Here is a 25,261-nt window from a genome sequence, read left to right as displayed (position 1 = left end):
ATGAAACGGGTGAAACAGATGTCCATAATGAAACGGGAAACTTTGCCTGAAGAATATATTCCCTATATACGCTACATCAACCAACATGTCGTTGCTTTAAATTCACGCTGTTTAATGGTTGTGATGGCTGTTGAGGGTATAAATTTCGACACTGCGGATATTGATCAATTAAATTCTTTACACAACCAATTAAACACCCTTTTAAAAAATATCGCAGACGAGCGGCTTGCTTTATATTCTCACATCATCCGCCGCCGTGAAACGATATACCCAGAAGGTCATTTTCTTTCATCTTTTGCAACAACATTAGATGAAAAATATAAAAAGAAAATGGTTTCACAAGAACTGTATAGAAATGATCTATTTATTTCACTGCTTTGGAATCCGGCCGCGGATAAAACAGAAAAGCTGGTTTCATTTTTTCAGCGCTTGAGCAAAGCGAAGAAAACACAAACTGAACCCGATGAGGAAGCTATTCGTAAACTCGAAGAGTTAAGTCAAGATCTTATGCAAGGTTTGGAAGAGTATGAAGTCCGTCTGCTATCCATCTATGAACATGAAGGACTTTTATTTTCCGAACAAAGTGAATTTCTCCACCAGCTAGTGGGAGGAAGACGTGAGCGTATTCCTCTCACATTTGGAACTATAGCTTCAACAATTTACTCGGATCGTGTTATTTTTGGGAAAGAAATTATCGAAATTCGCCATGAAAGCAATGAACGCTTTGTGGGCATGTTTGGATGGAAAGAGTATCCTTCTAAAACACGCCCAGGTATGACTGATGGTCTGCTTACGGTGCCATTTGAATTTATTTTAACACAATCCTTTGTCTTTAAAAGTAAGGCAGCCGCCAGTGCGATTATGAGCCGCAAACAAAATCAAATGATCAATGCGGCTGACCGTGCGAGCTCACAAATTGATGCATTGGATGAAGCGTTAGATGATTTAGAATCAAACCGTTTTGTTTTGGGAGAACACCACATTTCTTTAGCTGTTTTTGCTGATCATCCCAAAATATTGACTGAAAACTTATCAAAAGCCCGGTCCCATTTAACCAATGGGGGAGCGGTGATTGCCAGAGAAGACTTAGGATTGGAAGCAGCATGGTGGGCACAGCTTCCTGGAAACTTTAGCTATCGTGCGCGTTCAGGCGCCATTACCAGCAGAAATTTTGCCGCTTTATCGCCCTTCCATTCTTTCCCTGTTGGCAAACTGAACGATAATGTTTGGGGAGCTGCTGTCGCATTGCTAAAAACACAGGCTGGTTCACCTTACTATTTTAATTTTCATTATGGCGATCTTGGCAACACATTTGTTTGTGGTCCATCAGGATCTGGTAAAACAGTGATTGTTAATTTTCTTCTTGCACAATTACAAAAACACAATCCAACTATGGTTTTTTTTGATAAAGATCAAGGAGCAGAGATTTTTGTACGGGCTGGAGGAGGAAAATACAAACCTTTAAAAAATGGGCAGCCCACGGGGATTGCTCCCTTAAAGGGCATGGAATACACCGAAAAAAATAAAATCTTTCTTCGTAATTGGATCTTAAAGCTGGTAAGCGCTGAAGGGCAAATCGTAACAGAAGAAGAGCGACAAGATATCGCCAAAGCTATTGATTCCTTGGAAAACTTACCCCCAACCCAGCGCTCTCTTGGTGCCCTTCAACTGTTTTTTGACAACACATCCAAAGAAGGGATTGCCATACGGCTGCAACGCTGGATTAGAGGCAATGATTTAGGATGGGTTTTTGATAATGAGCAAGATGATCTCAATTTAAATGCGCAGTTCATTGGCTATGACATGACCGATTTCTTAGATAATGAAGAAATTCGGCGCCCCTTAATGATGTATCTCTTTCACCGCATTCTTGATTTGATTGATGGGCGGCGTATCATTATCGTCGTTGATGAATTCTGGAAAGCTTTAGAAGATGATTCATTCAAAGCTTTTGCGCAAGATCGGTTAAAAACAATCCGTAAACAAAATGGCATGATGCTCTTTGCAACACAAAGCCCTAAAGATGCTTTGAACTCAACAATCGCACACACAATTATTGAGCAATGCCCCACCCAAATATTTTTTCCAAATCAAAAAGCAAATTACAATGATTATGTCGAAGCTTTCAAACTTACTGAGCGTGAATTTGAACTTATACAGTCAGAGTTAAGCAGAGAATCCCGTCGTTTTCTCATCAAACAAGGGCAGAATTCCGTCGTTGCAGAACTTAACTTACGTGGAATGAATGATGAGATCGCCGTTTTAAGTGGCACCACAAAAAACATTGAACTCATGAATGAAATTATCAACGAATATGGAGCTGACCCTGAAAAATGGCTGCCCATATTTTATCAAAGGAGAAAAAATCAATGAAAAAATATGGTTTAGTTACACTGTTATCTTTTTCTTTTATTTCTCATGCAATATCACAAACGACACTCGACGTAGATGAATATTATAAACACGCACTCGAGAACACACAAAAATTAAATACTGCAAAATCAGAAACAGCTGAAAGCATTTATAAAAGTGCAACTGAAACTGCAAACAAAATTAAAGAAATAAGTCAACAATTTGAAAATATTAAATCAAAATCAGACACTAAACCTGAAGAATTGCAAGCCCTTCAACAAGAGATTCAAGTAAAGATTTCTCTTCTTCAAGCAGGTCTTCAAGTAAGTTCTTTAAAACTTCAGTCTCTTGATATGATTCAAGCAAAAGATACGAAAACAAAAGATGAATTACGTGAAGAAAAGGAACAACAAAAACATAAACATCTTGAGAAAAAATTAAAAGAAAAAGAACAACAATTAAAAGAAAAACTTGAAAGTACGCGTACAGATGTCAGACTTTAGTTTTTCTCCCTTTGAAAGCGTTTCTGGGTATATTTTAACCCCCCTCGATAATGTGATGGACACAACGGTGAGTGGGCTATCTTCTGCTATTTCAGCGCCCTTAAATCTTGCTGCAATCATTTTTATCTTTCTTTATGGCTATAATGTTATGACAGGTCGCGTTGCGCTTTCCATGCATAGTCTTCTCAATAATGTTGTTAAAATTGTTGTTGTTACAACAATGGCAACGAATGCGGATACATTTAATACTTATGTTAAGGATATTTTCTTCAATGATTTATCCAATGCTATTGGGAATGCGCTTAACAGCAATCCTGCAAGCTCCAATGTTTTTGATTATATTTTGTTAAAGGCAAGTTCGCGCTATCAAGAAGTCTTATACAATGCTTGGTTTTTTGAAAAGATCATTGTGGGTCTTCTTGGTTCTATCATGCTTCTTGCCGTCATTCTTTTTTGTATAGGTGGTTTTATTGTGCAAATGTTTGCACAAGTTGCACTGGTCATGATTATAGGTCTTGGGCCTCTCTTCATTAGTTTGTATTTGTTCAATGCAACGCGAAAATACACCGAAGCATGGATTACAACTTTGATCAATTTTACCATTTTACAAGTTCTCGTGATCATGCTTGGAACCATTATATGTCAAGTTATCCTGCAGGTTCTCAAAGTTTCATATGATTCAATCTATGTTCTTTTTCCCCCTGTCATCGTCATTTCGATCATAGGAGTTATTATCTTCCGTGCACTTCCTGGTATTGCAACAGCGCTGGCCTCTGGCGGACCATACTTTAACGCTGGTGTCTCTTCAGGAGGACAGATTTTCACAATGCTTTCCAATGGTGCAAGAACAAGTGGTAATGCAGTAAAAAGTGCTGCTTTCCAATTCTCAGGTATTGCCGGTAACGCTGTTAAAAATGCGGCAAGCGCGGCAGCAAAAGCAGGAAGATCCGGAGGCGGTCGTGGTCGATTTTAAGATAAAGCACCTCTTTAAAAGAATAAGTATTTTTGTTTTTGCCTTGTGTGCGCCCTTTGGCGCATACGCCATGATGCTGTTCCATAAAAGATTTAACATCTTGGGTTTTACAACAAAACCAATCAAAATCTTGCATCACATAAACTTGTAAAAATGTTCAGAACAAAAGCTCTCATGCATTGTATTCCAAGATATTTGTGAGTTCAAAAAATGAAACGAAAAATAACTTTTGTTATGGTCCTAACAATCGCTCTTACTGGTTGTGCCTCTTTGAGTGGCCCTAAAAAACCACCACGCTGTAATGGCAAACATACACGTGCTTTAAATAAAGATAAGTGGAATTGGGACAATAAAAACATTGTTCAGCCAGAAAAGAGTGTAAAGCCTATTACCACTCCCATCATTCTCAATACTTTGGAAAGTGAAAAGGTAACAGCCAATTCAGCTTCATTAAATCCGGTTATTCATGAAGCACGATCTGATAAAACTGTGGAGGTTATTCGTGAAAAGTGATGCCCTTGAAGAATATATAAAAGAAGCGCGCTCATTTGATATTGATCGCATGCATAGCATGCGCGTGCGGATGAAAATCTCCATGGCTTTAACAGTGCTTTTTGGATTGATGACGATTGCGCTGGCTTTAGCTGTCGCAGCTTTGACGCCTTTGAAAACGGTAGAGCCTTTTGTTATCCGCGTTGATAACTCAACAGGCATTATTGATACTGTAAGCGCCCTAAAAGAATCCCCTAACGACTATGATGAAGCGATAACGCGTTATTTTGCCAGCCAATATGTTCGTGCTCGTGAAGGTTTTCAAACATCAGAAGCAGAAAACAATTTTCGCTTAGTCTCTCTTTTATCTTCTCCAAAAGAACAAAACCGTTTTGCAAAATGGTACGCGGGCAATAATCCAGAAAGTCCGCAAAATATTTATCATAACACGATTGCTACGGTCACAATCAAATCAATCTCTTTTATCAGCAAAGATCTTATCCAAGTTCGTTACTATAAAACGGTCAGAGATTTGAATGAAAAGGAAAATATTTCCCATTGGATTTCAATCTTAAATTTTTCCTATGTGAACGCACACATTTCAACGTCTGATCGTCTTATCAACCCTCTTGGTTTTCAAGTATCGGAATATAGATCTGATCCAGAGGTAACAAAATGATCAGACTTTTACAAACAATCTCTTTAATTTTTACGATCACTTTCAGCTTTCATACAGTTCTCTCACTTGCAGAAACAGCGCCTGTCAGTGCACGTAAAGATAACCGCATCAGATTTGTCAATTATGACCCCTACAACGTCGTACAAATCATTGGCTCCATTCGCTCTTCGGTTCAACTAGAATTTGCCGTTGATGAAGAAGTAACCTATGTAGGCATTGGAAATTCGGTTGCTTGGCAAGTTGCACCGGCTGGACACTTTGTTTTTCTCAAACCGCGGGAAGTTCAACCTGTAACCAATTTACAAATTGTTACAAGTCGCCAAGATGGAACACAACGCTCTTATCAGTTCGAACTACAAGTGCGTGAAGGCGATGTTTCAGCCGGCAATGAGACGTATTTCTTGGTAAAGTTTCGTTATCCAGAAGATGAAGCCTTGCGTAAGAAATTAGCCGAAGCAGAAAAAGAAAAACAACGTGAAGAAAACTTTGTCAATGATATTTTAAATATCCATGAAGATTTTGGACCACGCAATTGGGCTTATGAAGCTCAAGGCTCATCTCTTATTGAACCCGCTTCTGTTTATGATAATGGGAAAACAACAACCTTTACCTTTTTAGGCAACATTGAAATCCCTGCCATTTACATTGTATCGCCTGATGGGCAAGAAGCGCTTATTCCCAAATCGATTAAAGGCAACAAGGTTATTGTTCATGCAACAGCAGCACAATTCACGCTACGACGTGGGAATGAAGTATTGTGCATCTTTAATAAAAGGTTCGTACCAGAAGGAATTAACCCTGAAACAGGTACGACATCACCATCTGTACAACGTAAAGTGAACCTAGGAAGCAGCCATGAATAACACCGTGGATGAAAAAAGCATTAATGATCGTGATACAATAAAAAATGCTCAAGGGAAAAGTCAACAGAACAATGTGGGGAAAGCTATTGCTCTTATTATTCTTTTCAGTGTTTGTCTTTATTTAGCCTATTCAACACTTGTTACAGACAAAAAACAACCCATTGAATCTTCAAAAGAAGGAAAAGTTATAAAACAAACAGAGCTTTTTCGCCCTGCAAAGCCTACCCCTCCCTCCCTTGAACAGCCTCAACGAAATAACGCTCTATTACCAAAAGTCGAGCTACCAACACCAAACATCAATCAATTAAATTCTGATAACTCACTGCTGGAAGCAGCACAACGTGCTCCTGTATTAGCTTATGCAAATACCCAACAAGGCAAAATAGATTCACAAACAAATAACGGTGCTTTGCCTCACCAACTTGAAAGCAAGCCTGATGAAACAATACAACGTTTTAATCATCTTCTCAAGCCTACAGTGCTTGAAGGTATTCGTGCTTCAACCCTTGGCAATCGAAACTACATCATCGCGATGGGCACTTCTATCCCTTGTATTTTAGAAACAGCCATCAACAGTGATCAACAAGGTTTTGCCAGTTGTATCGTCTCCAGAGATATCTTATCAGACAATGGTCGTGTTGTGCTTCTTGATAAAGGCACCCAAATTGTTGGTGAATATCGCTCCGGATTGAAAAAAGGCCAAACACGTCTCTTTGTGCTATGGAATAGAGCAAAAACCCCCAATGGTATCATTATATCGTTAGCTTCACCTGCAACGGATGCTTTAGGACGTTCTGGTATGGATGGAGATATTGATAACCATTGGCTCGAGAGGATTGGATCTGCGCTTCTTGTCTCCCTGATAAAAGATGCAACACACTATGCCAATAAACGTTTAGCAAAAAAACAAGAAAAAGAAGAAACTGAAACAATCTCTTCAGGACAAAACATTGCAAATATTCTCGTAGAAAATTACGCCAATATTTCTCCCACATTATCCAAAAATCAAGGGGAAATGGTGAATATCTTTGTTGCTCGCGATTTAGATTTTTCCAGCGTTTATAAATTGAAAGTCATCGAAAACAAAAAACAGATTATCAATCGAGCTGTTTCAAGAAACTTTTACAAAAATTCGGCGGTAAATTTAGAATGAACTCAAACTTACATACCATGTGCGATGAAACCGTTGCGATTGTTCTCACAAAACTTGAACCCATCAATGCTTTTTTGAAAGATGATAGTCTTTTTGAAATTGTTATCAATCGTCCCTATCAAGTCATGACTGAAGGATTTGATGGATGGAAAACAATAGAAGCACCGGCTCTCTCTTTTAATGAGCTTATGGGGATTGCGAAAGTTGTCGCATCCTATTCCAAGCAAAACATATCAGACAAAAACCCAATATTGTCTGCAACGCTACCAGGCAATGAGCGTATTCAAATTGTCATTCCACCCGCTGTCGAAAAAGACACGATTAGTATGACAATTCGCAAACCGTCATCGCATAGTTTTTCTCTCGAAGAGCTCGCCAAGAAAGACCTCTTCTCGCTCTGTGAACAGGTCTCTTTCACACCCTTGCATGACTATCATTCTCGTTTTAACGAACTCAAAATCATCGAGCATAAATTAGCCAATGCCTACTGTAATAAAGACTTTGTCTCTTTTTTAAATCAAGCTGTAGCATGCCAGAAAAATATTTTAATTGCGGGAAAAACCGGTTCGGGTAAAACAACATTATCAAAAGCATTAATCGCCAAAATCCCTCAAGAAGAGCGTATTATCACCATTGAAGACACGCAAGAATTGGTGATACCACACCCTAACCATGTCTCAATGTTCTATTCAAAAGATGGACAAGGCTTAGCCTCCGTTGGCCCCAAAGAGTTGCTTGAATCATCTTTACGGATGCGTCCTGATCGTATTCTTTTGCAAGAACTTCGAGATGGTACAGCCTTTTATTATATCCGCAATGTCAATTCAGGCCATCCAGGTTCCATTACGACGGTTCACGCATCAACAGCACTTGCAGCCTTTGAGCAGATGACCCTTTTGGTCAAAGAAAGTGAAGGCGGTGGTGATTTAGAGCGTGATGATATTCGAGGACTGTTGATTTCAATGATTGATATCATCATCCAATGCAAACGGATTGAAGGAAAATTTAAGGTCACAGAAATTTATTACGATCCCTTCAAACAACGAAACATCTTTGGAGGTGACTAAAAGAAGATCACACCGGCTACCCAAGGCTCCTTTAAAGCAACGCTTGCACATAAAAGGAAAAATGCATGAAAATCAACGAAACAGAAAATAGAGAAAATCTTTTATCGATGACAGAGGAAGAATTAAAAAAACGCCGTGAAGCCGTTGAAGCAGCCATCAGCACCCATGCGATAGAGGGAATAGCGCTTCATCCTACAACACTCAAAATTTTAGAAGAATACGCAAAAGGAAATATTTCACTCGAGGAATTTAACACTCTTATGGACAACGTAAAATTATAAGGAAGCTACGATGCCAAAAGCAAAAGCAAAGACAAAAAATATACAGACAGTTTCTCCCCATCATTATGTTTACCCAAACACCACAACACTCAAAAATAAATATGGAATAAAAGACTTAAAATCCTTTCTGGAGAAATGCTCACATGATACAGCAGAAGCAATGGTTAATCTGCGTGAAGCCCCCTTACCAGAAAATTTTGATAGCTCCTATCTATGCTCTATTCATCACCACTTATTTAAAAATACCTTTGAATGGGCTGGATATCTGCGCCATCTCCCCTTTACATTTGAAGATGGCACCACAGCCGCCATGCCCGAAATGAAAAGAACAGGATGGGAAAATCCTTTTGCACTCGGCGATGAAATCCAAGACGGTTTACAAAAATTAGATCAAACGCTTGCCGAAAAAGATAATTTGCAAGGCTTAACGCGTGAGAAATTTAACGCTGAAGCAATAAGCTTATTTAACGCCCTTAACCAACTTCATCCTTTTAGAGAAGGCAATGGACGTACACAACGGGTCTTTTTTGAAAATCTCGCCAAAGCCGCAGGGCATCAGCTTGACTTTTCACTTGTTACAAAAGAACGCATGATGCTCGCCAGTGTTGCTGTAGCTGAAAATGGTGACCTAGAGCCAATGCAACATCTGTTTGAAGATATCTCTAATCCCAATAAAATACTTCTTTTAAAGGAATTCATGAGCAACATGAAAGAACTTGGGCGCAATGTTAATGATCGTCCTGTTATGGTTGCAAAAGAAGGTGAAACCTACACAGGTACCTATAGGGGTGCTGGTTATGATAGCTTTGCTTTCAATGTGAAAGGCGCTTACATCATCGGCAATAAAGAACAGCTCACGCCAGAACAACTCAAAACATTAAAACCCGGTGATAGATTTACCTTTACCGTTCCCAAAACAAAAAAGCTTGAAAGCATTCTCATTCCAGAAGAAAGATTAGCCCCTTTGACAGAAAATGAAATGGCCCAAATGGTTGCAGAAGATTCTTGTGTCCACGCAAGCCTAAAACAGGTCCAGCAATTGTCAAAAATTGTTTATGGTAGTACAAAAACATTAGACAAACAGATGGAAGAAATCATCAAAAATCCAAACTTAGGCCAACCGCTCGCCAACCAGATTGAAAGAGCACCGCACTCTATTTCTCATCTTGCCGGTTTCAGTTTATGTGGACTACAAAATCAGACACGTGCAAACGCTAAAAATCATCTTGAGATACTCTGTACTGCCGTTGTAAATTTTGCGCATGCTGTAAAATATGCTGAAAAGGAAATTACGCAAGAACATGCAACAGAACAAAATCGCCTTGCAAAAATGGTAGAAATGCCAAGTCAAAGCTTGCAAAACCTCTTCGCCTTGCCAAAAGAATTACAGCAAGAAGCTTTAGCAAAAAATCCTTTATGTCAAAAAGAGCTCAGCAACTTTGTAAAAAAGATCAACACCCGTCTCTCACCAAATGAACATCAAGCAGTTCAAAATAATGATTATGAAACATTGGCTCAAAGCATTGGTGTATCAGAAAATAAAGCCAAACAAATTACACAAATTATTAAGCAAACCAAAGAAGTACACCAGCAAGCACAAGTATGCATAACGCACCGTTCCAAAGCATTCGCTATGGCCTGCTAAGAATGGATAAAACCTTCCTCCTTGATGAGAAGGGCTCATAAACGGAAACTATTTGGTGTTATCTGCACCTTTGAAAAAGAGATGAGAGTTCATATCACACACCTGAAAAAGAGCATTTCGTAACATATTTTGACAGAATTGAAAGTAAAATACAATGAAATATACCAAAACACAAATGGTACTTATTTTAATACCGATCGCTTTAGGTGCTTTAACGATATTCCTTGTCCCTCATTTTTTATTGTTTATAACAAATGGACTAAAGAGCAATCAAATTTATTGGACTCTTCGTTCTGAGCCTTTATTAGTCTTAGCACTAATGGCTGTTGTTTTATTGTTGTATAGTCTCTCGCAAAAACTGCACCTGCGTAAAATGATCACTTTTGTCTCGGTTGTCTTTTTTGGAACAACCGCTCTTTATTATATTGGTGGTGAAATAAAACGTTTAAGTCCCTATGTTGGCCAACAAGGAATAACGTGGAGCTATGCTCTTCAATTCATGGACCCCATGGTTGTCTTTGGCATCATCATTGGTGTTTTTTTTTCCATCATTCAATTCGTAACAACCCTTCCCCCTAAAAGTAAGATCAAGCGTGCAAAAAAAGGTATTTTTGGTGAGGCCGCTTGGATGAATTTAAGAGATGCAGCAAAAATCTTTCCTGCCAATGGGCAAATTGTTGTGGGTGAAAGATACCGTGTTGATCAAGATAATGTATGCAAAATTCCCTTTGCACCTGGCAATAAAACAACATGGGGAAAGGGTGGAACAGCTCCTTTGCTAACCTTTAATCTTGATTTTGGTTCAACTCATATGATCTTTTTTGCTGGTTCTGGTGGCTATAAAACAACCAGTACAGTAGTTCCTACGTGTTTAACTTATCCAGGGTCTATTATTTGTCTTGATCCTTCAACAGAAGTTGCCCCAATGGTCAAATTTGCGCGTCAAAAGATGGGGAATAGAAATGTCATTGTTCTCGATCCCAATTCATTGTTAACAAAAAATTTTAATGTCATCGATTGGCTTTTAGACGACAGCGTACCACGCACACAACGTGAAGCAAATATTGTAAGCTTTTCCAAGTTGCTTCTTACAGATAAAAAATCAGACAATTCTTCAGCGGAATATTTCTCGACACAAGCCCATAATCTATTAACAGCTCTTCTTGCCCATGTTGTATTTTCTGATGAATATGAAGACAGCGAGCGCAATTTAAAAACATTGCGTGGTATTCTCTCTCAATCAGAAACAGCTGTTGTTAATCAATTACGCATGATTCAAGAAACAACATTTTCTCCTTTTATTCGTGAAATGGTTGGTATTTTTACAGAAATGGCAGAGCAAACCTTTTCAGGGGTTTATACCACCGCCTCAAAAGACACCCAATGGCTTTCTTTATCCAATTACGCAGATCTTGTCTGCGGAGATGATTTTCTTTCTTCAGATATTACCAATGGCAATACAGATGTTTTTCTCAATCTCCCCGCAAGCATTTTAAACAGTTATCCAGCTATTGGACGTGTGATTATTGGTGCCTTTCTCAATGCCATGATTACAGCAGACGGTAACTATAAAAAGCGTGTTTTATTTGTCTTAGATGAAGTTGATCTTTTAGGCTATATGAATATTTTAGAAGAAGCCCGCGACCGTGGACGTAAATACGGCACATCCTTGATGCTCTTCTATCAATCCTCAGGTCAGTTGGTCAACCACTTTGGAGAAGCAGGAGCACGTTCATGGTTTGAAAGTTGTTCCTTTGTCAGCTATGCTGCCATTAAAGATCTCCAAACTGCCAAAGACATTTCAGAACGCTGTGGTCAAATGACCGTTGAAGTAACCGGAACGAATAAATCAAGAGGTTTATCTTTAGGAAAGAGTTCTTACAACGTCAACTACCAACAAAGAGCTCTCATTTTACCCCACGAGATTATTCAAGAAATGCGTCAAGATGAACAAATTATTCTTATGCAAGGACAACCCCCTTTGCGATGTGGCCGCGCCATCTATTTCAGAAGAAAAGAAATGTTAGCTGCCGCTGCAAAAAACCGCTTTGCCCCACAAAAGAAAACCTAATTTCCTATTATGAGATCTTGACTATGAAAAGACCAACCACAAAAACAACATACATTTCTATTTTTAAAAAATCCGTTAACGAAAAGTTTTTGACCGCTTCCTCACACACATAAGGAAAACATGATAAAAAATCCGTGTTTTTTCCTTTTTGTATTTTGTGTATCGTTTTATCAGTACCCATTGTCTTTACAAGAAAGCTGCCCCCTCCTCAAATCACCTATAACTAAACCAACATTTCCACTTGAGAACGTCCTACAAATACATTCCTACAAAGCTTTTTGTTTATAATTTATCCCCTACAAACAACCAAAAATATTTCACAACGCTAATCACCAATATCAAGACTTAAGAAAAAAAACGGTTGATCTTTGAGACAACAACTCTCAAAACACCTACACTCAAGAACATCGCTTTTTTCCCAAAAAAAATTAAGATATACATCAAAATGAATAAATCATTCTTATACAAGCTTTCCCCCCTTTACGATATCATAAAGTGTTCTATTTTAATGATAAAGCACTGAAAAAAGCTTTTTTTCCAACCAAAGAAAGAGTTTTCTCTCTTATGAAGCTTAAAGCAGCGCGATGTAATAAGAGCAACAATACAAAGTAAAAAACATTTTGTTGCAAAAGTACACAAAAAAGATGTTCGTATGGAGCAATAAGAAAAATGTAATGGAGAAAAATTTTTGATGACTGCTTTTGCCCATAGATTCACCGATCTGAGTACTGTGTATGAAAAGTACCAGCACCATCCGCTAACCAAGAGCGATCACACCCGCGATATCCACGCCCCTCATCAAAGCGCTCTTGCAAACAACTTTATTAAAGGAAAAAAACAACAATTTTAAGCAACATTTTTCTTTTTGACCTCTTTCTTACACCTTAAAGGACGAAGATTTTGCCCGGAGTCAATTTATAGAAAATCCATTTTCTGACTGCTCATGGGATTCATATCAGCGCCCTAAATACCAGCATTTTACAGCACAAGAAAATAAATAAAGGAAACATCAGAAAAGCTTTTCAAAAGCATCACAAAACGATTGATACACCCCATACACTTGAGGGAAAAGTGCTCTCTCTCATAACATCCAAAATCTCAAAAGAATACGCGAAGGGGAATTTTTCACATGGCAGCGTTTAAGACGCTCATCAACTACCACCCTACCTACTTAGGAGAGATTACATGTTAGAACAAAATTATCTATATAAAGGAACCAAAACACTCAAAAATAAATATGGCATCAAAGACCCTAAAAAACTGTATCAACGCTGTGCTCATGATACAGCCAGAGAAGCCGTAAATTTTCGCCATGAACCACCCCCACAAAAATTTGATGCTTCCTATCTAAAACTAATCCACTGGAGCCTCTTCCACAAAACTTTTGAATGGGCAGGACAGACCCGCGATACATCCTTTACATTTGAAGACGGCACCTCGGCCCATATGCCGTCGATGCGTCCCAAAGGTTATGAAGTTCCTTTTGCTATCGGACCGCAGATTCAAAAAGAACTAAAACAACTCGAAAAAACACTTAATCAAAAAAACAATTTAAAAGGTTTATCGCGCCAAGAATTTGCTGAAAGTGCCGCTGAAGTTTTTATGGCGCTCGAGCACGCACATCCTTTTAGAAAAGGGAATGGGCGCGTCAATCGAATGTTTATGGAAAAACTTGGACAAGCCGCAGAACATACCATTGACTTTTCTTTCATCACAAAAGGACGCATGACAGCAGCTTGTATTGAAGCCATGCAATATGGCAACCCCCAACCGATGAAAGATCTTTTTGAAGATATCACCCATCCGCAAAAATCCCTTGTTTTAAAAGAATTCATCTCCCAAATGAGAAACGCTGGACTGGATGAAATTAACGATCGTGTTGTTGCTGCCGCAAAGGAAGATGTATCCTATGAAGGCGTCTTTAGAGGTTTTTCAGCAGAAGGTTTTGTCATGGAAGTAGAGGGGGCTTTTGTCGTTGGCCATAAAGATGATCTTTCCCCAGAACTCGTCAAAACATTACAAAACGGTACTCGCCTCTGCTTTCAAAAAAACAACGTTCAAAATGTAAAAGAAATATTGATCCCAAAAGAAACATTAGAATCTCTCACCCATGAAGAGTTATTCACAAAGATTTCAAATAACGCTTATGTTGAAGCATGCCGAAAAGAAATCAAAAATTTATCAAAGACTGTTTATGGTAAAACCCACGCCTTAAATACAAAAATGGATATCTTAACGGCTGATCCAAGCTTAGGAAATCAGTTTGCTGATGAAATTTTACAAAACCCTCAATCAATTTCTAAACTTGCAGGGAGAAAAATACTTGACATGAAAAGCCCAAATCGCAGACTGGCGGAACAAACTGCTCCACAACTCAGCCAAGCCCTTAAAAATTATGCCACAATAACACAACAAACAAAAGAAGAAATTTTAGAACACCACCAAAGAGAACAAAATCGCCTGAGTCACGCTGTTGAAACACCTGGAAAAAATTTACAAAACCTTTTTGCCTTACCAAGAGAACAACAAAAGGAAGCTTTATTGCATTCTCCAACACTACGACAAGAGCTCCATCACTTTTCGCGCCAACTACATAATCGTCTATCCTCAGAAGAGCGTAAAGCCATACAAGAAAAAGATCATACCAGACTGGCGTGCCTCCTTGGAACATCGGAAAGCAAAGCAAAAGAAATTACGAATGCTGTAAAGAACACCCAAGAAGCACAATGTCAAGTCCGCAGCTTGAAAATTAGTCGCTCTTCATCGCTTGCTCTTACCGGCTAAAAACGCGTGAACTTTTGCCTTTCAACCAAACTCTTAGTGCCAATCATTTCCTCTCCATTGCGCCCACCAATTGTTTTAAAATGTTACAAAAGATAGCCCTAAAAATAGATCCCGTAATTTACTATAACTTATTGATAAAATTTCATAAAAAAGCTGTATAAAAAACATAAATGTCCATTACATATAAACATGAATAGCGCGAAATCTTTGGAGATCATTTAATTTGATATCTTACCTTATCCTAAAGTTGTTATCAAAAAATGGGGAATGCGCCAAAGAGGTTTTCTAAAAATATTGAAAGGAGACAGCCATGAAAAAAAGTCACCCAAGCCCTTCTAGCAATGTAGATGAACTAAGACGACAATTTGAACAACAAAATCCAGGTGCTTCTAATGTAGAAGACCTCTACGCAAAGGTTAATAAACCACCCAAAGAACAACGCAACCCACAACACTATACACTTCAACAACCACCAGAAACGATCTATGCTCCCCAAAAGCCACTTGACCAACAAAACCTAGGATCTCTTAATGTAGAAGAACTCTACGCAAAGGTTAATAAACCACCCAAAGAACAACGCAACCCACAACACTATACACTTCAACAACCACCAGAAACGATCTATGCTCCCCAAAAGCCACTAGGAAATCCCTATGACAGACTTGGTGGAAAACCAAGTGATGGGCGACGTGCCCAAAAGCTCACAGATCCCTATGCCGTCGTTAATCTGGCAACGGGTGAGACAGAATCTGAACAGCTAATAAATCCCCTCTACGATACATCGAGGAGAAGCACTCAGGATTTGCAACGTTCCCCAAAATTAGAAGAACATCTCTATGCAGAGCTTGACTTTGGTGAACGTGGTGAGCTCTCTCCCCAAAGACCACTCGAATCTGTCTATACAACGGTTGGCATGGGGGCTGAAGGTAGGCAAGAATCCCAACAACTAGAAAATCCCATCTATCAAGGCGTTGGAGGAAGCAAAATCTCCCCTCCCAGAACCCCAAAAGATGTGGTTACAACAAAGCTTTTACAAAACGTAAGCTTTCAATATGGTGTAAGAGAAATCCAAGAGCGATGCAAAGTTGTTTATGGAAAAGAACATGCTTTGAATGAACCACTTGCGAAGATCCTTGACAACCCTCAAAATGCAGAACAAATCTTATGGAACCTTGCTGCAAATCCTCAAAGCGCTGGTAAGCTTGCAGGTCACAAAATATTTGGTGTAAAATCTCCAAGCCGCAGAGAAGCTGAAGGTGAATTTTCCCACCTTTGCTTAGCTCTTGAGAGACATATACATAATACACAAAAGCTCCATAAACAGTTTACACGGGAGCATGAAAGAGAAAGAGGTCAAAAACAAGAAAATCCAGAAAGAGAAGCAGAACACAGACACCATCATCGTCACGCAAGAAGACAAGAACAAAATAGTCCAGAGCACAGCCCTCAACGACAAAGACATGGAGAAAAAGGAATGGCTTTTGCCATGTAAGTGGACATAAACGTAAAAACAGATAGTTTTTGTTTTTCATGTAATTTTTTTCAGTGAGTTTCTTGGTGCAAATCATTTTATCGTGATTGCACCAAGAATTGTTTTAAAATATTACAAAAAATAGTCCTAAAAATGGATTCTGTAATTTATTATAACTTATTGATAATATTTCATAAAAAAACTGTATAAAAGACATAAATGTTCATTACATATCAATATTGAATAGCGCAGAATCTTTGGAGGTCATTCGGTTGGATATCTTCCTTTATATAAAAGTTATCAAAACTAAAAGTGGGGAATGCACCAAAGAGGTTTTCTAAAAATATTGAAAGGAAATATGTATGAAAAAACATCATCCACATCCTTCTGCAAATCCAGAAGCCCTCTATGCAACAGTTAATAAACCAACCAGAGGAAACCAGCGCGGACCAACCCCAGAAGAGGAAGTTCTATACGCAACCGTTGACAGTGTTTCTCCTTCAAGAGGGAGAGGACATAATCAAAGGCCGCAAGAATCTGAAACCGATTACACAGAGGTTGCTCCCCCAAAACGCGAAGCTGAGGTTACATACGCATCAGTTAGCAGTATTTCTCCTTCAAGAGGTAAACACCATAATCAAAGGCAGCAAGAATCTGAAACCGATTACACAACGATTGCTCCCCCAAAACGCGAAGCTGAAGTTACATACGCATCAGTTAGCAGTATTTCTCCTTCAAGAGGTAAACACCATAATCAAAGGCAGCAAGAATCTGAAACCGATTACACAACGGTTGCTCCACAACAAAGAGGAAGACCTTCATCTTCCCTTACAACGGAGCAAATAAGTGTCATGCTTTTAAAAAATCCACAAGTTCGAGCATATGCAGAAGAAGTTGTGCATTGGGGGCAGGTCGTTTATGGCAATGATACGATTTTCCAGGAGCACTTGCAAGGAATACTTAAAGATCCCACTAAAGGAAAAGACCTTTCAAATCAACTTGCTGAAAATCCTGAATCTATGCATAGGCTTGCTGGACGCTCCACACTTGGCTTAAAAAATCAAACACGCAAAGCAGCTGAAGAGGGTTTTAAACCGCTCGTTGATGCCATTGACGGTTATACAAAAGCTGTAGAAAATGCAACGGAACAGCTATTGCACACCCCTATGGCGGAACAAAGACGTCGTCAAGAAAATTCTCAGCAAGTTGAGAGACACCATCATCATCGTCATCATCACACAAGAGGACAAAACCACGATAGTCCAGAACACAGTCCACAACGACAAAGACAAGGAGAAAAAGGGATGGCTTATGCCATGTAAGGGGGCATGGACATAAAAACAGATAGTTTTTGTTTTTCATGTAATCTTTTTTTCAGCGAGTTTCTTGGCGCAAATCGTTTCATTGCGATTGCGCCAAGAGTTGTTTTAGAATGTTACAAAAAATAGCCCTAAAAATGGCGCCTGTAATTCACGACGACTATTGATAACTTATTGATAATATTTCACAAAAAAACTGTATAAAAGACACAAATGTCCATTAAGCTGATTGCAAATAGCGCAGATCTTTGGAAGCTCATTCAGCTCGATATTTCTTTTGTCTCAAAGCGATCCAAGCATAAAAGGCAAGAATGCACCAAAGAGGTTTTCTAAAACAATTTTTGAAAGGAAACATGCATGAAAAAAAACCACCCTCATCCTTTTCCATCCTCTTCAATACAAGAACTTATAAAGCTCTATGAACAAGCAATGGCAGAGGTCTCAGGCGCAGCAGCCCCCCTTCCTAAAGAAACGCCTTCAAAAAGCAAAAGACTGTCATCCATACCGGAAGAAGATGAGGAAAGACAATCTCTTTTAAGCGAAGAAACTGTATATGCATCAACAAATCCAACAGCTTCGTTAACAAGAGGCGGCTCGATCAAAAGACCGCAAGAAGCTGAAACGACACACGCAACAATTCCTTCACAAGCAGCATTACAAAGGGCAACAAGAGTTCTCTCAGAGGAAGAAATCATTCTATTGCTTCCACACCATTCATTGGTTCGAACCTATCAAAAGGAAATCCAACGTTTATCCGCAAGTGCCTATGGCAACCCAAACATTTTGCAAGAAAAAATGCAGGAAATTCAAAGAAATCCCACTGCAGGAGAGGAGCTCTCATGGCGCATGGCAGCCTATCCTGAAAGTTTTGCTAAACTTTCCGGCACCAGCGCGTTGGGCTTCAAAAGTCGAGTACGTAGACACGCGGAAGAGAGTTATTCCGTCCTATGTGTCACCGTTGATTGTTATACAGAAGCTGTAAAACAGGCAAGAGAGAGCCTCGTACAATCTCCAGAGCAAGAACTCAAAAACTATGAACGCTTAATGGGGAAGGAAGCTGTCACTAAACTTCTACAAAAACCAGATCAACGTGAAAAAGAAACGCTTTCAGAGGCAGACATTTCCACCCAAATTCACCAACATTCAAAAGTCAGAAGACACCATGCCCAAATCCAATATTGGTGTAAAGTTGTTTTTGGGAACGAAAACATTTTACAATCACAAACAGACGAGCTTTTCCAAAACCCTGAAACAATAGAACAGTTGGCACAGCAACTTGCCGGAAATCCTCAGTCTTTTAACAAATACACTGGTCGTAACTTTTGTGGCTTTAAAAATAAAGCACGCAGACATGCTGAAGCGGGTCTTTCTCACCTCATTGACGCCGCTGACAATTATGCAACAGCTGTAACACAAGTAAGAGAGAGCCTTTCAAAAACTCAGCAGACAAAACAAGAACACAATGAAGTATCTTCTGAGAGAACGCAAAACTTGCATCAACAACAAAGCGTCTCACAGTCTGCTCAACGCCCTGAGTCTTCAATAGTAACGCATGAAGGAGCAACACCCTCTACGCAACAAAGAGAAACAGATATTCGTCCTCGCAAAACTACCGCCCCAAAAGCGATGGCTCTTGCCAGCTAAACAGACATAAATTTTCACGTTGAATCTAACGTCTTGGCGCAACACAGGAAAGAGGTGTTTGCGCCAAGAAAGAGAGAAAATTGAAACAAAATTTATTTTTCCGTCCCTTAACCCAAACACTGGAGAAAACAATCTTTAGAGAATAATTATGATCTGAGCCAAGAGAGTCAAATCATGCGAAACCATTCAGTTTCATATCCTCTCTCATAAAAGCAAATGAAAAAGCATAAAACAGAATAAAAACCAACGTATATTTTTAAATAGTATTTAAAGACAATATTGGAAGAGTTTGAAAGGAACATGCATGACAAAAAGAAATCCCTCCCCTTTTATCACCGAAATGATGGAAAAATTTCAACAACCGGCTGAACAATCCCCCACTATAACCCCTCCTTCCCAAGTTTCTCAAAATTTGCCAAAATCAACTGTAGAAAAACACCCAGAAAATTTATCACACCACCCAAAGGTTGCGCCACCGCTCCCCCCCCGCATGAGAGCAAACACTCAAACCAGCACAATTCCCTCCAGCGCTAAAATACCCAGCACAAAAAACCAAGAAAGCGCCTCCCTACAAAAAAAAGTGCCTCCACAAAGACCACCACGTGCAAAAGATAGAGAACAAAACAAATCAACGATTCAAAAGGAAGAAAGTCCTTATGCAACGCCTACTGCGCATACGTCCCAACGCATGAGAGAAAAAGCACAAACCAGCACAAAAATCGCCAGCTCACAAATCCAAGAACATTCCTCTCCGCACGCAGCTCCACAAAGACCTCCACGCGCAAAAGATAGGCAACAAAACAAAACAACAGCTCAAGAGGAAGAACACTTCTATGCAACGCTTACTTCGCAAACACCGCCACGCATGAGAGACAGAGTGCAAAACGGTACAAAAATCCAAAATCCTGAAACACACGACCCAAGTGTTAGACCCAAAACACCATCACATATGAAAGTCAGGCAGCAAAGCAGTTCATCATCACAAGACAGTGAAACATATCCCGTCCCGCCCTCAAGAAAATCGCACCGTATGGGAAACAGAAAACAAAGCGATACTGTCGTCCAAAAACCATCTATTAATACAATGGAAAGAGAGCTATTGCTCGTAGCATATCAAGAAGAGATACGATTTTTGTGCAAAAAGGTTTATGGCAACAGGCTTATTTTAGAAGAAAAAATAGCAGAAATTAAAGAAAACCCTGATATGGGAGAACAGCTCTTATGGGATGTTACAGAACAGCCTAAGTCTATTTCTAAGCTTGCCGGTAGAAAAGTTCTTGGCATAAAAAATCATGCGCGCAAACAAGCTGAAGAAGCTCTTCCCACCCTATGTGCTGCCATTAACGGTTATGTGTATACTGCAAAATATACAAAAAGTGAAAATATTTCACAAAGTCCTCACACGGAACAACAACATCAGCGACAAGCACAAGAGGAAGAGCTAATAAATCAACATTTACAAAATCCGCTCAATTCAGAAAAGAAAATAAAGCCTCTCTCAAATGAGGAAATTGCCCGCAGAGTTCAACAAGATCCATCGGTTCAATATGGTCAAAGAGAAATCCAATATTGGTGCCAAATTGTTTATGGTGATCCATTTATTTTGCAATATAGACTAGAAGATATGCAAAAAATTCCAGAGATGGGAGAAGAGCTTGTATTTCAAATTGAAAAGGATTCTACATCTTTTGCTCCACTTGCTGGTAGAAAAACCCTTGGCATAAAAAACGGAGCACGCAAAGCCGCTGAAGAAAATCTTCCTACCCTTTGTACCGCCATTAATGATTATGCTGATACGATAAAACAGTTAAGAGAAACCATTGTGCAAAACCATCAGGAAGAACAACAAAAACGTCATCAACCACTTACCGATCTCGATAAAAAATTGCAAAAGCAGCAAAGCTTATCGCAGCCTCCAAAGCTGCCTGAACGCTCAACAGCAAAGCAGCATAAAGAGGTTACAGAAACTTCTAGACAAGAAGACCAACAGCAGGTTCGACCGTGCAGAGCCGAAACATCAAAAGCCATAGCTTGGTCGTAATAAATTTCCTAATTGTTGGCTTTTCATACAAAACTTTGGTGCAATTATCTTGCCAAGATTGCATCAAAGGTGGTGTGTGAAATACAGAAAACTTTGAATAAGACACCCCTTTATTTTACAGAATTCATTGATAAAATTTCACGATAATACTTCAAAATTATAAACTTTAACTTTGTTCCATGCGAATAAGGTCAATTTTTTCAATCATTCAAATAGGCATTCTTCTTTGAAGAAAACGCTATGAAAATAACATAAAGCAAAAAATGTAAACAAAGAAGATTTCAAAAAATAATGTTACCATTTGAAAGGAAATATGCATGAAAGAAAACACAGAACATTGTGCCTCCTCTACACAGGAAGAATTTCAAGAACAACACTCTGTAATTAATGCAGCCATTTCAAAGCAAATCAATGAAGAAGCGCAAAATTTTTTCTACCCCAATAGCAAAGTGCTTAAAAATAAATACCGCATTAAAGATAAAGAAATATTAAAAGAACGCTGTTCTAATGATGTAAAAAAAGAAATGATAAAACTGCACCAAGAACCTCTACCAGAGCAGTTTAATGCCTCTTATCTAAAATACCTTCATCAACGCCTCTTTTCCCGTGCATTTGAATGGGCCGGACAAACCCGCGAAGAGCCTTTTACATTTGAAGATGGCACTGTTGCTTCTATGCCCATTTTGAAAAGAAAAGAATTTACAAAACCTTTTGCGATTGGCAAAAAAATACAGGAGGGACTAAAAAAGTTAGATAAAACGCTTGCTGAAAAGAATAATTTACAAGGCTTAACGCGCGAAGAATTCGTTGAACAAGCAGCTGGTATAATGATAGATTTGCACCACTTGCATCCTTTCAGAGAGGGCAATAGGCGCACAAAGAGACTGTTTGTTGAAAAACTCTCTCAAGCAGCAGGACATGAGTTAGACTTTTCTCTTGTGAGCAAAAAACGTAAAGACTTTGTCCGCGCCGCTGCTATGGAACATAGCAACCCAGAGCCTATGAAGCATCTGCTTGAGGATATCTCAAATCCAGAAAAATTGCTCCTCTTACGAGAATTTACCAACTCTATGAGAAAGCTTGGATTGGATGAAAAAAATTATCATCTCACTGTCGTTGCAAAAGAAGGTCATACCTATAAAGGCTTTTACAGAGGCAGTGGCCCCAATGGCTTCATGCTTGATGCCAACGGCATTTTCATCTTGGGAAATAAAAAAGATCTCACCCCAGAGCAAATACAGACATTAAAAATCGGTGACGCTCTCTCCTTTACAGCACCAAAAGTTCAAAACCCAGAAAAAACCCAGAAAAAAACCTTGCTTCCAGAAGAAAAAGAAGAAAAAAGAGCCACTCTCAAAAACGATGAAATAACTGAAAAGAGCAAAGACAAAACATCCATTCAAACAAAGAAAAAGGGAAAATCCTATTTTGCACCATGGAGTGCCTCTCATGTTTTACATGACAGCGTTGCAGTTATACCCAAAAGTTTGCAAGAACAAGAAAAAGAACAAATGGCACACCCAATTGCTCAATCGGCTTCCGCTACGAGGAAAATGCAAAAAGATTTCCCAAAAAACATTTTACAGAGCAGTAATACAGCAACAAATGATCCAATATCTGTCAAAATGACAAAGGAAACACGCTCTGATCATCAAGAAAGAACAAAACAGCCCCCCAAAAAAGCAATGGCATACTGGGATACTGGTACAAGAAAAACGAACACCGTCCCTCTCACCTTACAGGAGACATTATCCTCACCGCCTGAAACCGAAGAAAATAAGACAATACACCGTAATTTCTTTTATCCCAATAGTATCACCTTAAAAAATAAATATGGAATAAAAGACTATGGAAAATTAAAAGTGCAATGTGCCCATGATACAACAAAAGCAATCATTCATCTGCGCCAAGAAGCGCCACCACAAAAACTAACCTCCACATATCTCCAATATATTCATCACACCCTATTTAAAAATACTTTTGAATGGGCCGGACAAACACGCGAAAAACCATTTACATTTGAAGATGGTACCGTTGCTTATATGCCAACGATGAAAAAAGCTGGGATTTCTTTTGCCTCAGCAAAACAGATACAGGAGGGACTAGAAAATTTAGATAAAACACTTGCTGAAACGAATAGTTTAAAAGGCTTAACCCGCGAAACATTTGTTGAATATGTCACTGAAATGTTGATACAACTCAACTATACACATCCTTTCAGAGAAGGCAATGGACGCACGCAACGGACGTTTTTTGAAAAACTTGGGCAAGTTGCTGGCCACACACTCGACTTTTCTCTTGTAACAGAAAAACGTATGAATCTTGCCAGCATTGCATCGCTAAAACATAACGATAAAGAAGAGATGAAGCATCTGCTTGAAGATATCTCAAATCCAGAAAAAATACTTATTTTAAAAGAATTCATGGACAATATGAAACATATCGGATTTGAGAGTCTTCATAATCATCTTATTATAACAGCAAAAGAAGGTCATACCTATAAAGGCTTTTACAGAGGCTGTGGACCCAATGGCTTCATGCTTGATGCCAACGGGATTTTCATCTTGGGAAATAAAAAAGATCTCACCCCAGAGCAAATACAGACATTAAAAATCGGTGACGCCCTCTCCTTTACAGCACCAAAAATTCAAAACCAGCAAGAAGTGCTTATCCCCGCACAAACAATAGTCCCCCTTACCAGCAATGAAATTGCCACAAGGATAAAAAACAACGCATCCATTCAAGCAAGAAGACAAGAAATCGAAACTTTGTGCCAAATCATTTATGGCAATCGTCATATTTTGCGGGAAAGAATTGAGATGATCCATGAAAATCATACTGTGGGAGAACAGCTCACCTATCAAATTGCCACCTCTCCCCAATCGATTTCTAAGCTTTCTGGTAGCAATGTATTTGGCATAAAAAACAACGCGCGTGCCCATGCTGAAGCAAATATTTTGCCCCTCTGTAGAGCCATTGATCGTTATATCAATATTTCTAAACAAACAGAAAGAGACATTCTCCATACCCATCATGTAAAACAAAGGCGGTGTGAACAGTCGGTAGAAATGCCTAAGGCTTGGATGAAAAATCTCCTTTCCGTGTCAAAAGCACAACAGCAAGAAACGTTATCAAACTCTCCTGAATTAAGGGGGGAGATAAGGGCTTATATCAAAAAAATCAATGAGCGCTTATCCTCAAGCGAGCATGAAGCTATAAAAGAAAATAATCCTGAAAACCTTGCGAAGAGTCTTGGTACATCAACCGTTAAAGCAAAAGAGATTATGGAAATAATCAAGCAGATAAAAGAGATAGAACAGCATATACAACCCATGTATTTTTATAACCATAAATTCGATAAGCGCTTCGCACCAAACCAGTATCAATCTATAAAGAAAAACAATGAAAAAAAATGTTCCAACACGCCTGATAAAGAAGCAATTAAAGTGCAAAAAATGACAGAAAACGTCAATCAGAGTCCCAAAAGACAAGAAAATATTCAACCTCACAAAACGGCGCACGCAAAAGCAACGGCAATGAATGTCTAAAAGGTTCATAAACTTTAACTTTTTCGCCCCCTCTGGTAAAAATGATAGCCTTTATTCCCCTTGCCTTCATCGGCAAATCGATCGCACCTCAACGAGAATGGAAACCATGAGAGAGCAAATTTATCCTATTTCCTCAGATTTTATCCTCATCAACTGTGAAAAGAAACCTGAACAGGAAAAATGCTGTTGAAAGATCATGTCTTCCTATCCTCTTGTTTATGTAATCTCTAAAATGGGAAGGCAGCCACATTTGGGGAGAACATAAAGTCGTAAAAGTAAAAACCAATCACCAGCTTTACCATCACCTTTTAGCTCAGCCTTACGACTTTTTAAAACATCTAAAGCGCTATTTTTAAAATCATGAATAAATAATGG

18 protein-coding genes are annotated in these 25,261 nt (G+C 39.0%); all 18 read left to right on the top strand.

The annotated features are described in order from the left end of the window. The first annotated feature begins 18 nt into the window (after positions 1–18). The 18 genes from ACFIKI_RS06155 to ACFIKI_RS06070 all read left to right on the top strand — a co-directional run bounded on the left by ACFIKI_RS06155 (position 19) and on the right by ACFIKI_RS06070 (position 24,886). Entirely contained in the window at positions 19–2,373 is a 2,355-nt protein-coding gene (locus ACFIKI_RS06155; protein ID WP_375623739.1) for a VirB4 family type IV secretion/conjugal transfer ATPase, read from the top strand. Next, positions 2,370–2,855, top strand: a complete 486-nt coding sequence (locus ACFIKI_RS06150) for a type IV secretion system protein VirB5 (protein ID WP_375666338.1) — start codon at positions 2,370–2,372, stop codon at positions 2,853–2,855. Before ACFIKI_RS06155 ends, ACFIKI_RS06150 begins: the two co-directional genes overlap by 4 nt. Then, positions 2,842–3,828: a type IV secretion system protein gene (locus ACFIKI_RS06145; RefSeq protein ID WP_375666358.1), complete on the top strand. Its 987-nt coding sequence runs from the start codon at positions 2,842–2,844 to the stop codon at positions 3,826–3,828. The genes ACFIKI_RS06150 and ACFIKI_RS06145 overlap by 14 nt, the downstream gene beginning before the upstream one ends. 210 nt (positions 3,829–4,038) lie before the next feature. Continuing rightward, positions 4,039–4,341, top strand: a complete 303-nt coding sequence (locus tag ACFIKI_RS06140; protein ID WP_375623735.1) for a type IV secretion system protein VirB7 — start codon at positions 4,039–4,041, stop codon at positions 4,339–4,341. Then, a complete protein-coding gene (locus ACFIKI_RS06135; protein WP_375666337.1) occupies positions 4,295–4,999 on the top strand; it encodes a virB8 family protein in 705 nt (234 codons plus the stop codon). Before ACFIKI_RS06140 ends, ACFIKI_RS06135 begins: the two co-directional genes overlap by 47 nt. Further along, positions 4,996–5,862 carry a P-type conjugative transfer protein VirB9 gene (gene virB9, locus ACFIKI_RS06130; RefSeq protein WP_375646340.1) on the top strand — a complete coding sequence of 289 codons (867 nt, stop codon included), beginning with the start codon at positions 4,996–4,998 and terminating at the stop codon, positions 5,860–5,862. Before ACFIKI_RS06135 ends, virB9 begins: the two co-directional genes overlap by 4 nt. Further along, the gene (gene virB10, locus ACFIKI_RS06125) at positions 5,855–7,015 is read left to right on the top strand and encodes a type IV secretion system protein VirB10 (RefSeq protein WP_375666336.1); all 1,161 of its coding nucleotides are present in this window, start codon (positions 5,855–5,857) and stop codon (positions 7,013–7,015) included. Before virB9 ends, virB10 begins: the two co-directional genes overlap by 8 nt. Further along, the gene (gene virB11 / locus ACFIKI_RS06120; protein ID WP_375666335.1) at positions 7,012–8,082 is read left to right on the top strand and encodes a P-type DNA transfer ATPase VirB11; all 1,071 of its coding nucleotides are present in this window, start codon (positions 7,012–7,014) and stop codon (positions 8,080–8,082) included. Before virB10 ends, virB11 begins: the two co-directional genes overlap by 4 nt. Before the next feature lie 65 nt (positions 8,083–8,147). Beyond that, entirely contained in the window at positions 8,148–8,363 is a 216-nt protein-coding gene (locus ACFIKI_RS06115; protein WP_375646341.1) for an antitoxin VbhA family protein, read from the top strand. A 10-nt stretch (positions 8,364–8,373) separates the two neighbouring features. After that, complete coding sequence (locus ACFIKI_RS06110) at positions 8,374–10,008, top strand: BID domain-containing T4SS effector (RefSeq protein WP_375666333.1); 1,635 nt, start codon at positions 8,374–8,376, stop codon at positions 10,006–10,008. Between the two features lie 154 nt (positions 10,009–10,162). After that, positions 10,163–12,079: a Ti-type conjugative transfer system protein TraG gene (traG, locus tag ACFIKI_RS06105; RefSeq protein ID WP_375666332.1), complete on the top strand. Its 1,917-nt coding sequence runs from the start codon at positions 10,163–10,165 to the stop codon at positions 12,077–12,079. Positions 12,080–12,770: 691 nt separating this feature from the next. After that, the gene (locus tag ACFIKI_RS06100) at positions 12,771–12,929 is read left to right on the top strand and encodes a hypothetical protein (RefSeq protein WP_375666331.1); all 159 of its coding nucleotides are present in this window, start codon (positions 12,771–12,773) and stop codon (positions 12,927–12,929) included. A 335-nt stretch (positions 12,930–13,264) separates the two neighbouring features. Next, entirely contained in the window at positions 13,265–14,863 is a 1,599-nt protein-coding gene (locus ACFIKI_RS06095) for a BID domain-containing T4SS effector (RefSeq protein WP_375666330.1), read from the top strand. Positions 14,864–15,173: 310 nt separating this feature from the next. Then, positions 15,174–16,355: a BID domain-containing T4SS effector gene (locus ACFIKI_RS06090; protein WP_375666329.1), complete on the top strand. Its 1,182-nt coding sequence runs from the start codon at positions 15,174–15,176 to the stop codon at positions 16,353–16,355. Between the two features lie 341 nt (positions 16,356–16,696). Beyond that, positions 16,697–17,656, top strand: a complete 960-nt coding sequence (locus ACFIKI_RS06085) for a BID domain-containing T4SS effector (protein WP_375666327.1) — start codon at positions 16,697–16,699, stop codon at positions 17,654–17,656. Positions 17,657–18,010: 354 nt separating this feature from the next. Next, positions 18,011–19,297 carry a BID domain-containing T4SS effector gene (locus ACFIKI_RS06080; RefSeq protein WP_375666326.1) on the top strand — a complete coding sequence of 429 codons (1,287 nt, stop codon included), beginning with the start codon at positions 18,011–18,013 and terminating at the stop codon, positions 19,295–19,297. A 304-nt stretch (positions 19,298–19,601) separates the two neighbouring features. After that, entirely contained in the window at positions 19,602–21,338 is a 1,737-nt protein-coding gene (locus ACFIKI_RS06075; RefSeq protein ID WP_375666325.1) for a BID domain-containing T4SS effector, read from the top strand. Positions 21,339–21,655: 317 nt separating this feature from the next. Continuing rightward, positions 21,656–24,886: a BID domain-containing T4SS effector gene (locus ACFIKI_RS06070; RefSeq protein ID WP_375666323.1), complete on the top strand. Its 3,231-nt coding sequence runs from the start codon at positions 21,656–21,658 to the stop codon at positions 24,884–24,886. Positions 24,887–25,261: the final 375 nt, after the last annotated feature.

The sequence above is a fragment of the Bartonella sp. TT121SHDZB genome (assembly GCF_042193415.1).
Classification (GTDB): domain Bacteria; phylum Pseudomonadota; class Alphaproteobacteria; order Rhizobiales; family Rhizobiaceae; genus Bartonella.
Note: the sequence above shows the minus strand (reverse complement) of the source record. Positions and strands in the feature narration are given on the sequence as shown.

What these genes read in the sequence shown, in the direction of transcription:
- ACFIKI_RS06155 (WP_375623739.1), top strand. Translation starts at nt 19, where the DNA reads ATGTCCATAATGAAACGGGAAACTTTGCCTGAAGAATATATTCCCTAT.
- ACFIKI_RS06150 (WP_375666338.1), top strand. Translation starts at nt 2,370, where the DNA reads ATGAAAAAATATGGTTTAGTTACACTGTTATCTTTTTCTTTTATTTCT.
- ACFIKI_RS06145 (WP_375666358.1), top strand. Translation starts at nt 2,842, where the DNA reads ATGTCAGACTTTAGTTTTTCTCCCTTTGAAAGCGTTTCTGGGTATATT.
- ACFIKI_RS06140 (WP_375623735.1), top strand. Translation starts at nt 4,039, where the DNA reads ATGAAACGAAAAATAACTTTTGTTATGGTCCTAACAATCGCTCTTACT.
- ACFIKI_RS06135 (WP_375666337.1), top strand. Translation starts at nt 4,295, where the DNA reads ATGAAGCACGATCTGATAAAACTGTGGAGGTTATTCGTGAAAAGTGAT.
- virB9 (WP_375646340.1), top strand. Translation starts at nt 4,996, where the DNA reads ATGATCAGACTTTTACAAACAATCTCTTTAATTTTTACGATCACTTTC.
- virB10 (WP_375666336.1), top strand. Translation starts at nt 5,855, where the DNA reads ATGAATAACACCGTGGATGAAAAAAGCATTAATGATCGTGATACAATA.
- virB11 (WP_375666335.1), top strand. Translation starts at nt 7,012, where the DNA reads ATGAACTCAAACTTACATACCATGTGCGATGAAACCGTTGCGATTGTT.
- ACFIKI_RS06115 (WP_375646341.1), top strand. Translation starts at nt 8,148, where the DNA reads ATGAAAATCAACGAAACAGAAAATAGAGAAAATCTTTTATCGATGACA.
- ACFIKI_RS06110 (WP_375666333.1), top strand. Translation starts at nt 8,374, where the DNA reads ATGCCAAAAGCAAAAGCAAAGACAAAAAATATACAGACAGTTTCTCCC.
- traG (WP_375666332.1), top strand. Translation starts at nt 10,163, where the DNA reads ATGAAATATACCAAAACACAAATGGTACTTATTTTAATACCGATCGCT.
- ACFIKI_RS06100 (WP_375666331.1), top strand. Translation starts at nt 12,771, where the DNA reads ATGACTGCTTTTGCCCATAGATTCACCGATCTGAGTACTGTGTATGAA.
- ACFIKI_RS06095 (WP_375666330.1), top strand. Translation starts at nt 13,265, where the DNA reads ATGTTAGAACAAAATTATCTATATAAAGGAACCAAAACACTCAAAAAT.
- ACFIKI_RS06090 (WP_375666329.1), top strand. Translation starts at nt 15,174, where the DNA reads ATGAAAAAAAGTCACCCAAGCCCTTCTAGCAATGTAGATGAACTAAGA.
- ACFIKI_RS06085 (WP_375666327.1), top strand. Translation starts at nt 16,697, where the DNA reads ATGAAAAAACATCATCCACATCCTTCTGCAAATCCAGAAGCCCTCTAT.
- ACFIKI_RS06080 (WP_375666326.1), top strand. Translation starts at nt 18,011, where the DNA reads ATGAAAAAAAACCACCCTCATCCTTTTCCATCCTCTTCAATACAAGAA.
- ACFIKI_RS06075 (WP_375666325.1), top strand. Translation starts at nt 19,602, where the DNA reads ATGACAAAAAGAAATCCCTCCCCTTTTATCACCGAAATGATGGAAAAA.
- ACFIKI_RS06070 (WP_375666323.1), top strand. Translation starts at nt 21,656, where the DNA reads ATGAAAGAAAACACAGAACATTGTGCCTCCTCTACACAGGAAGAATTT.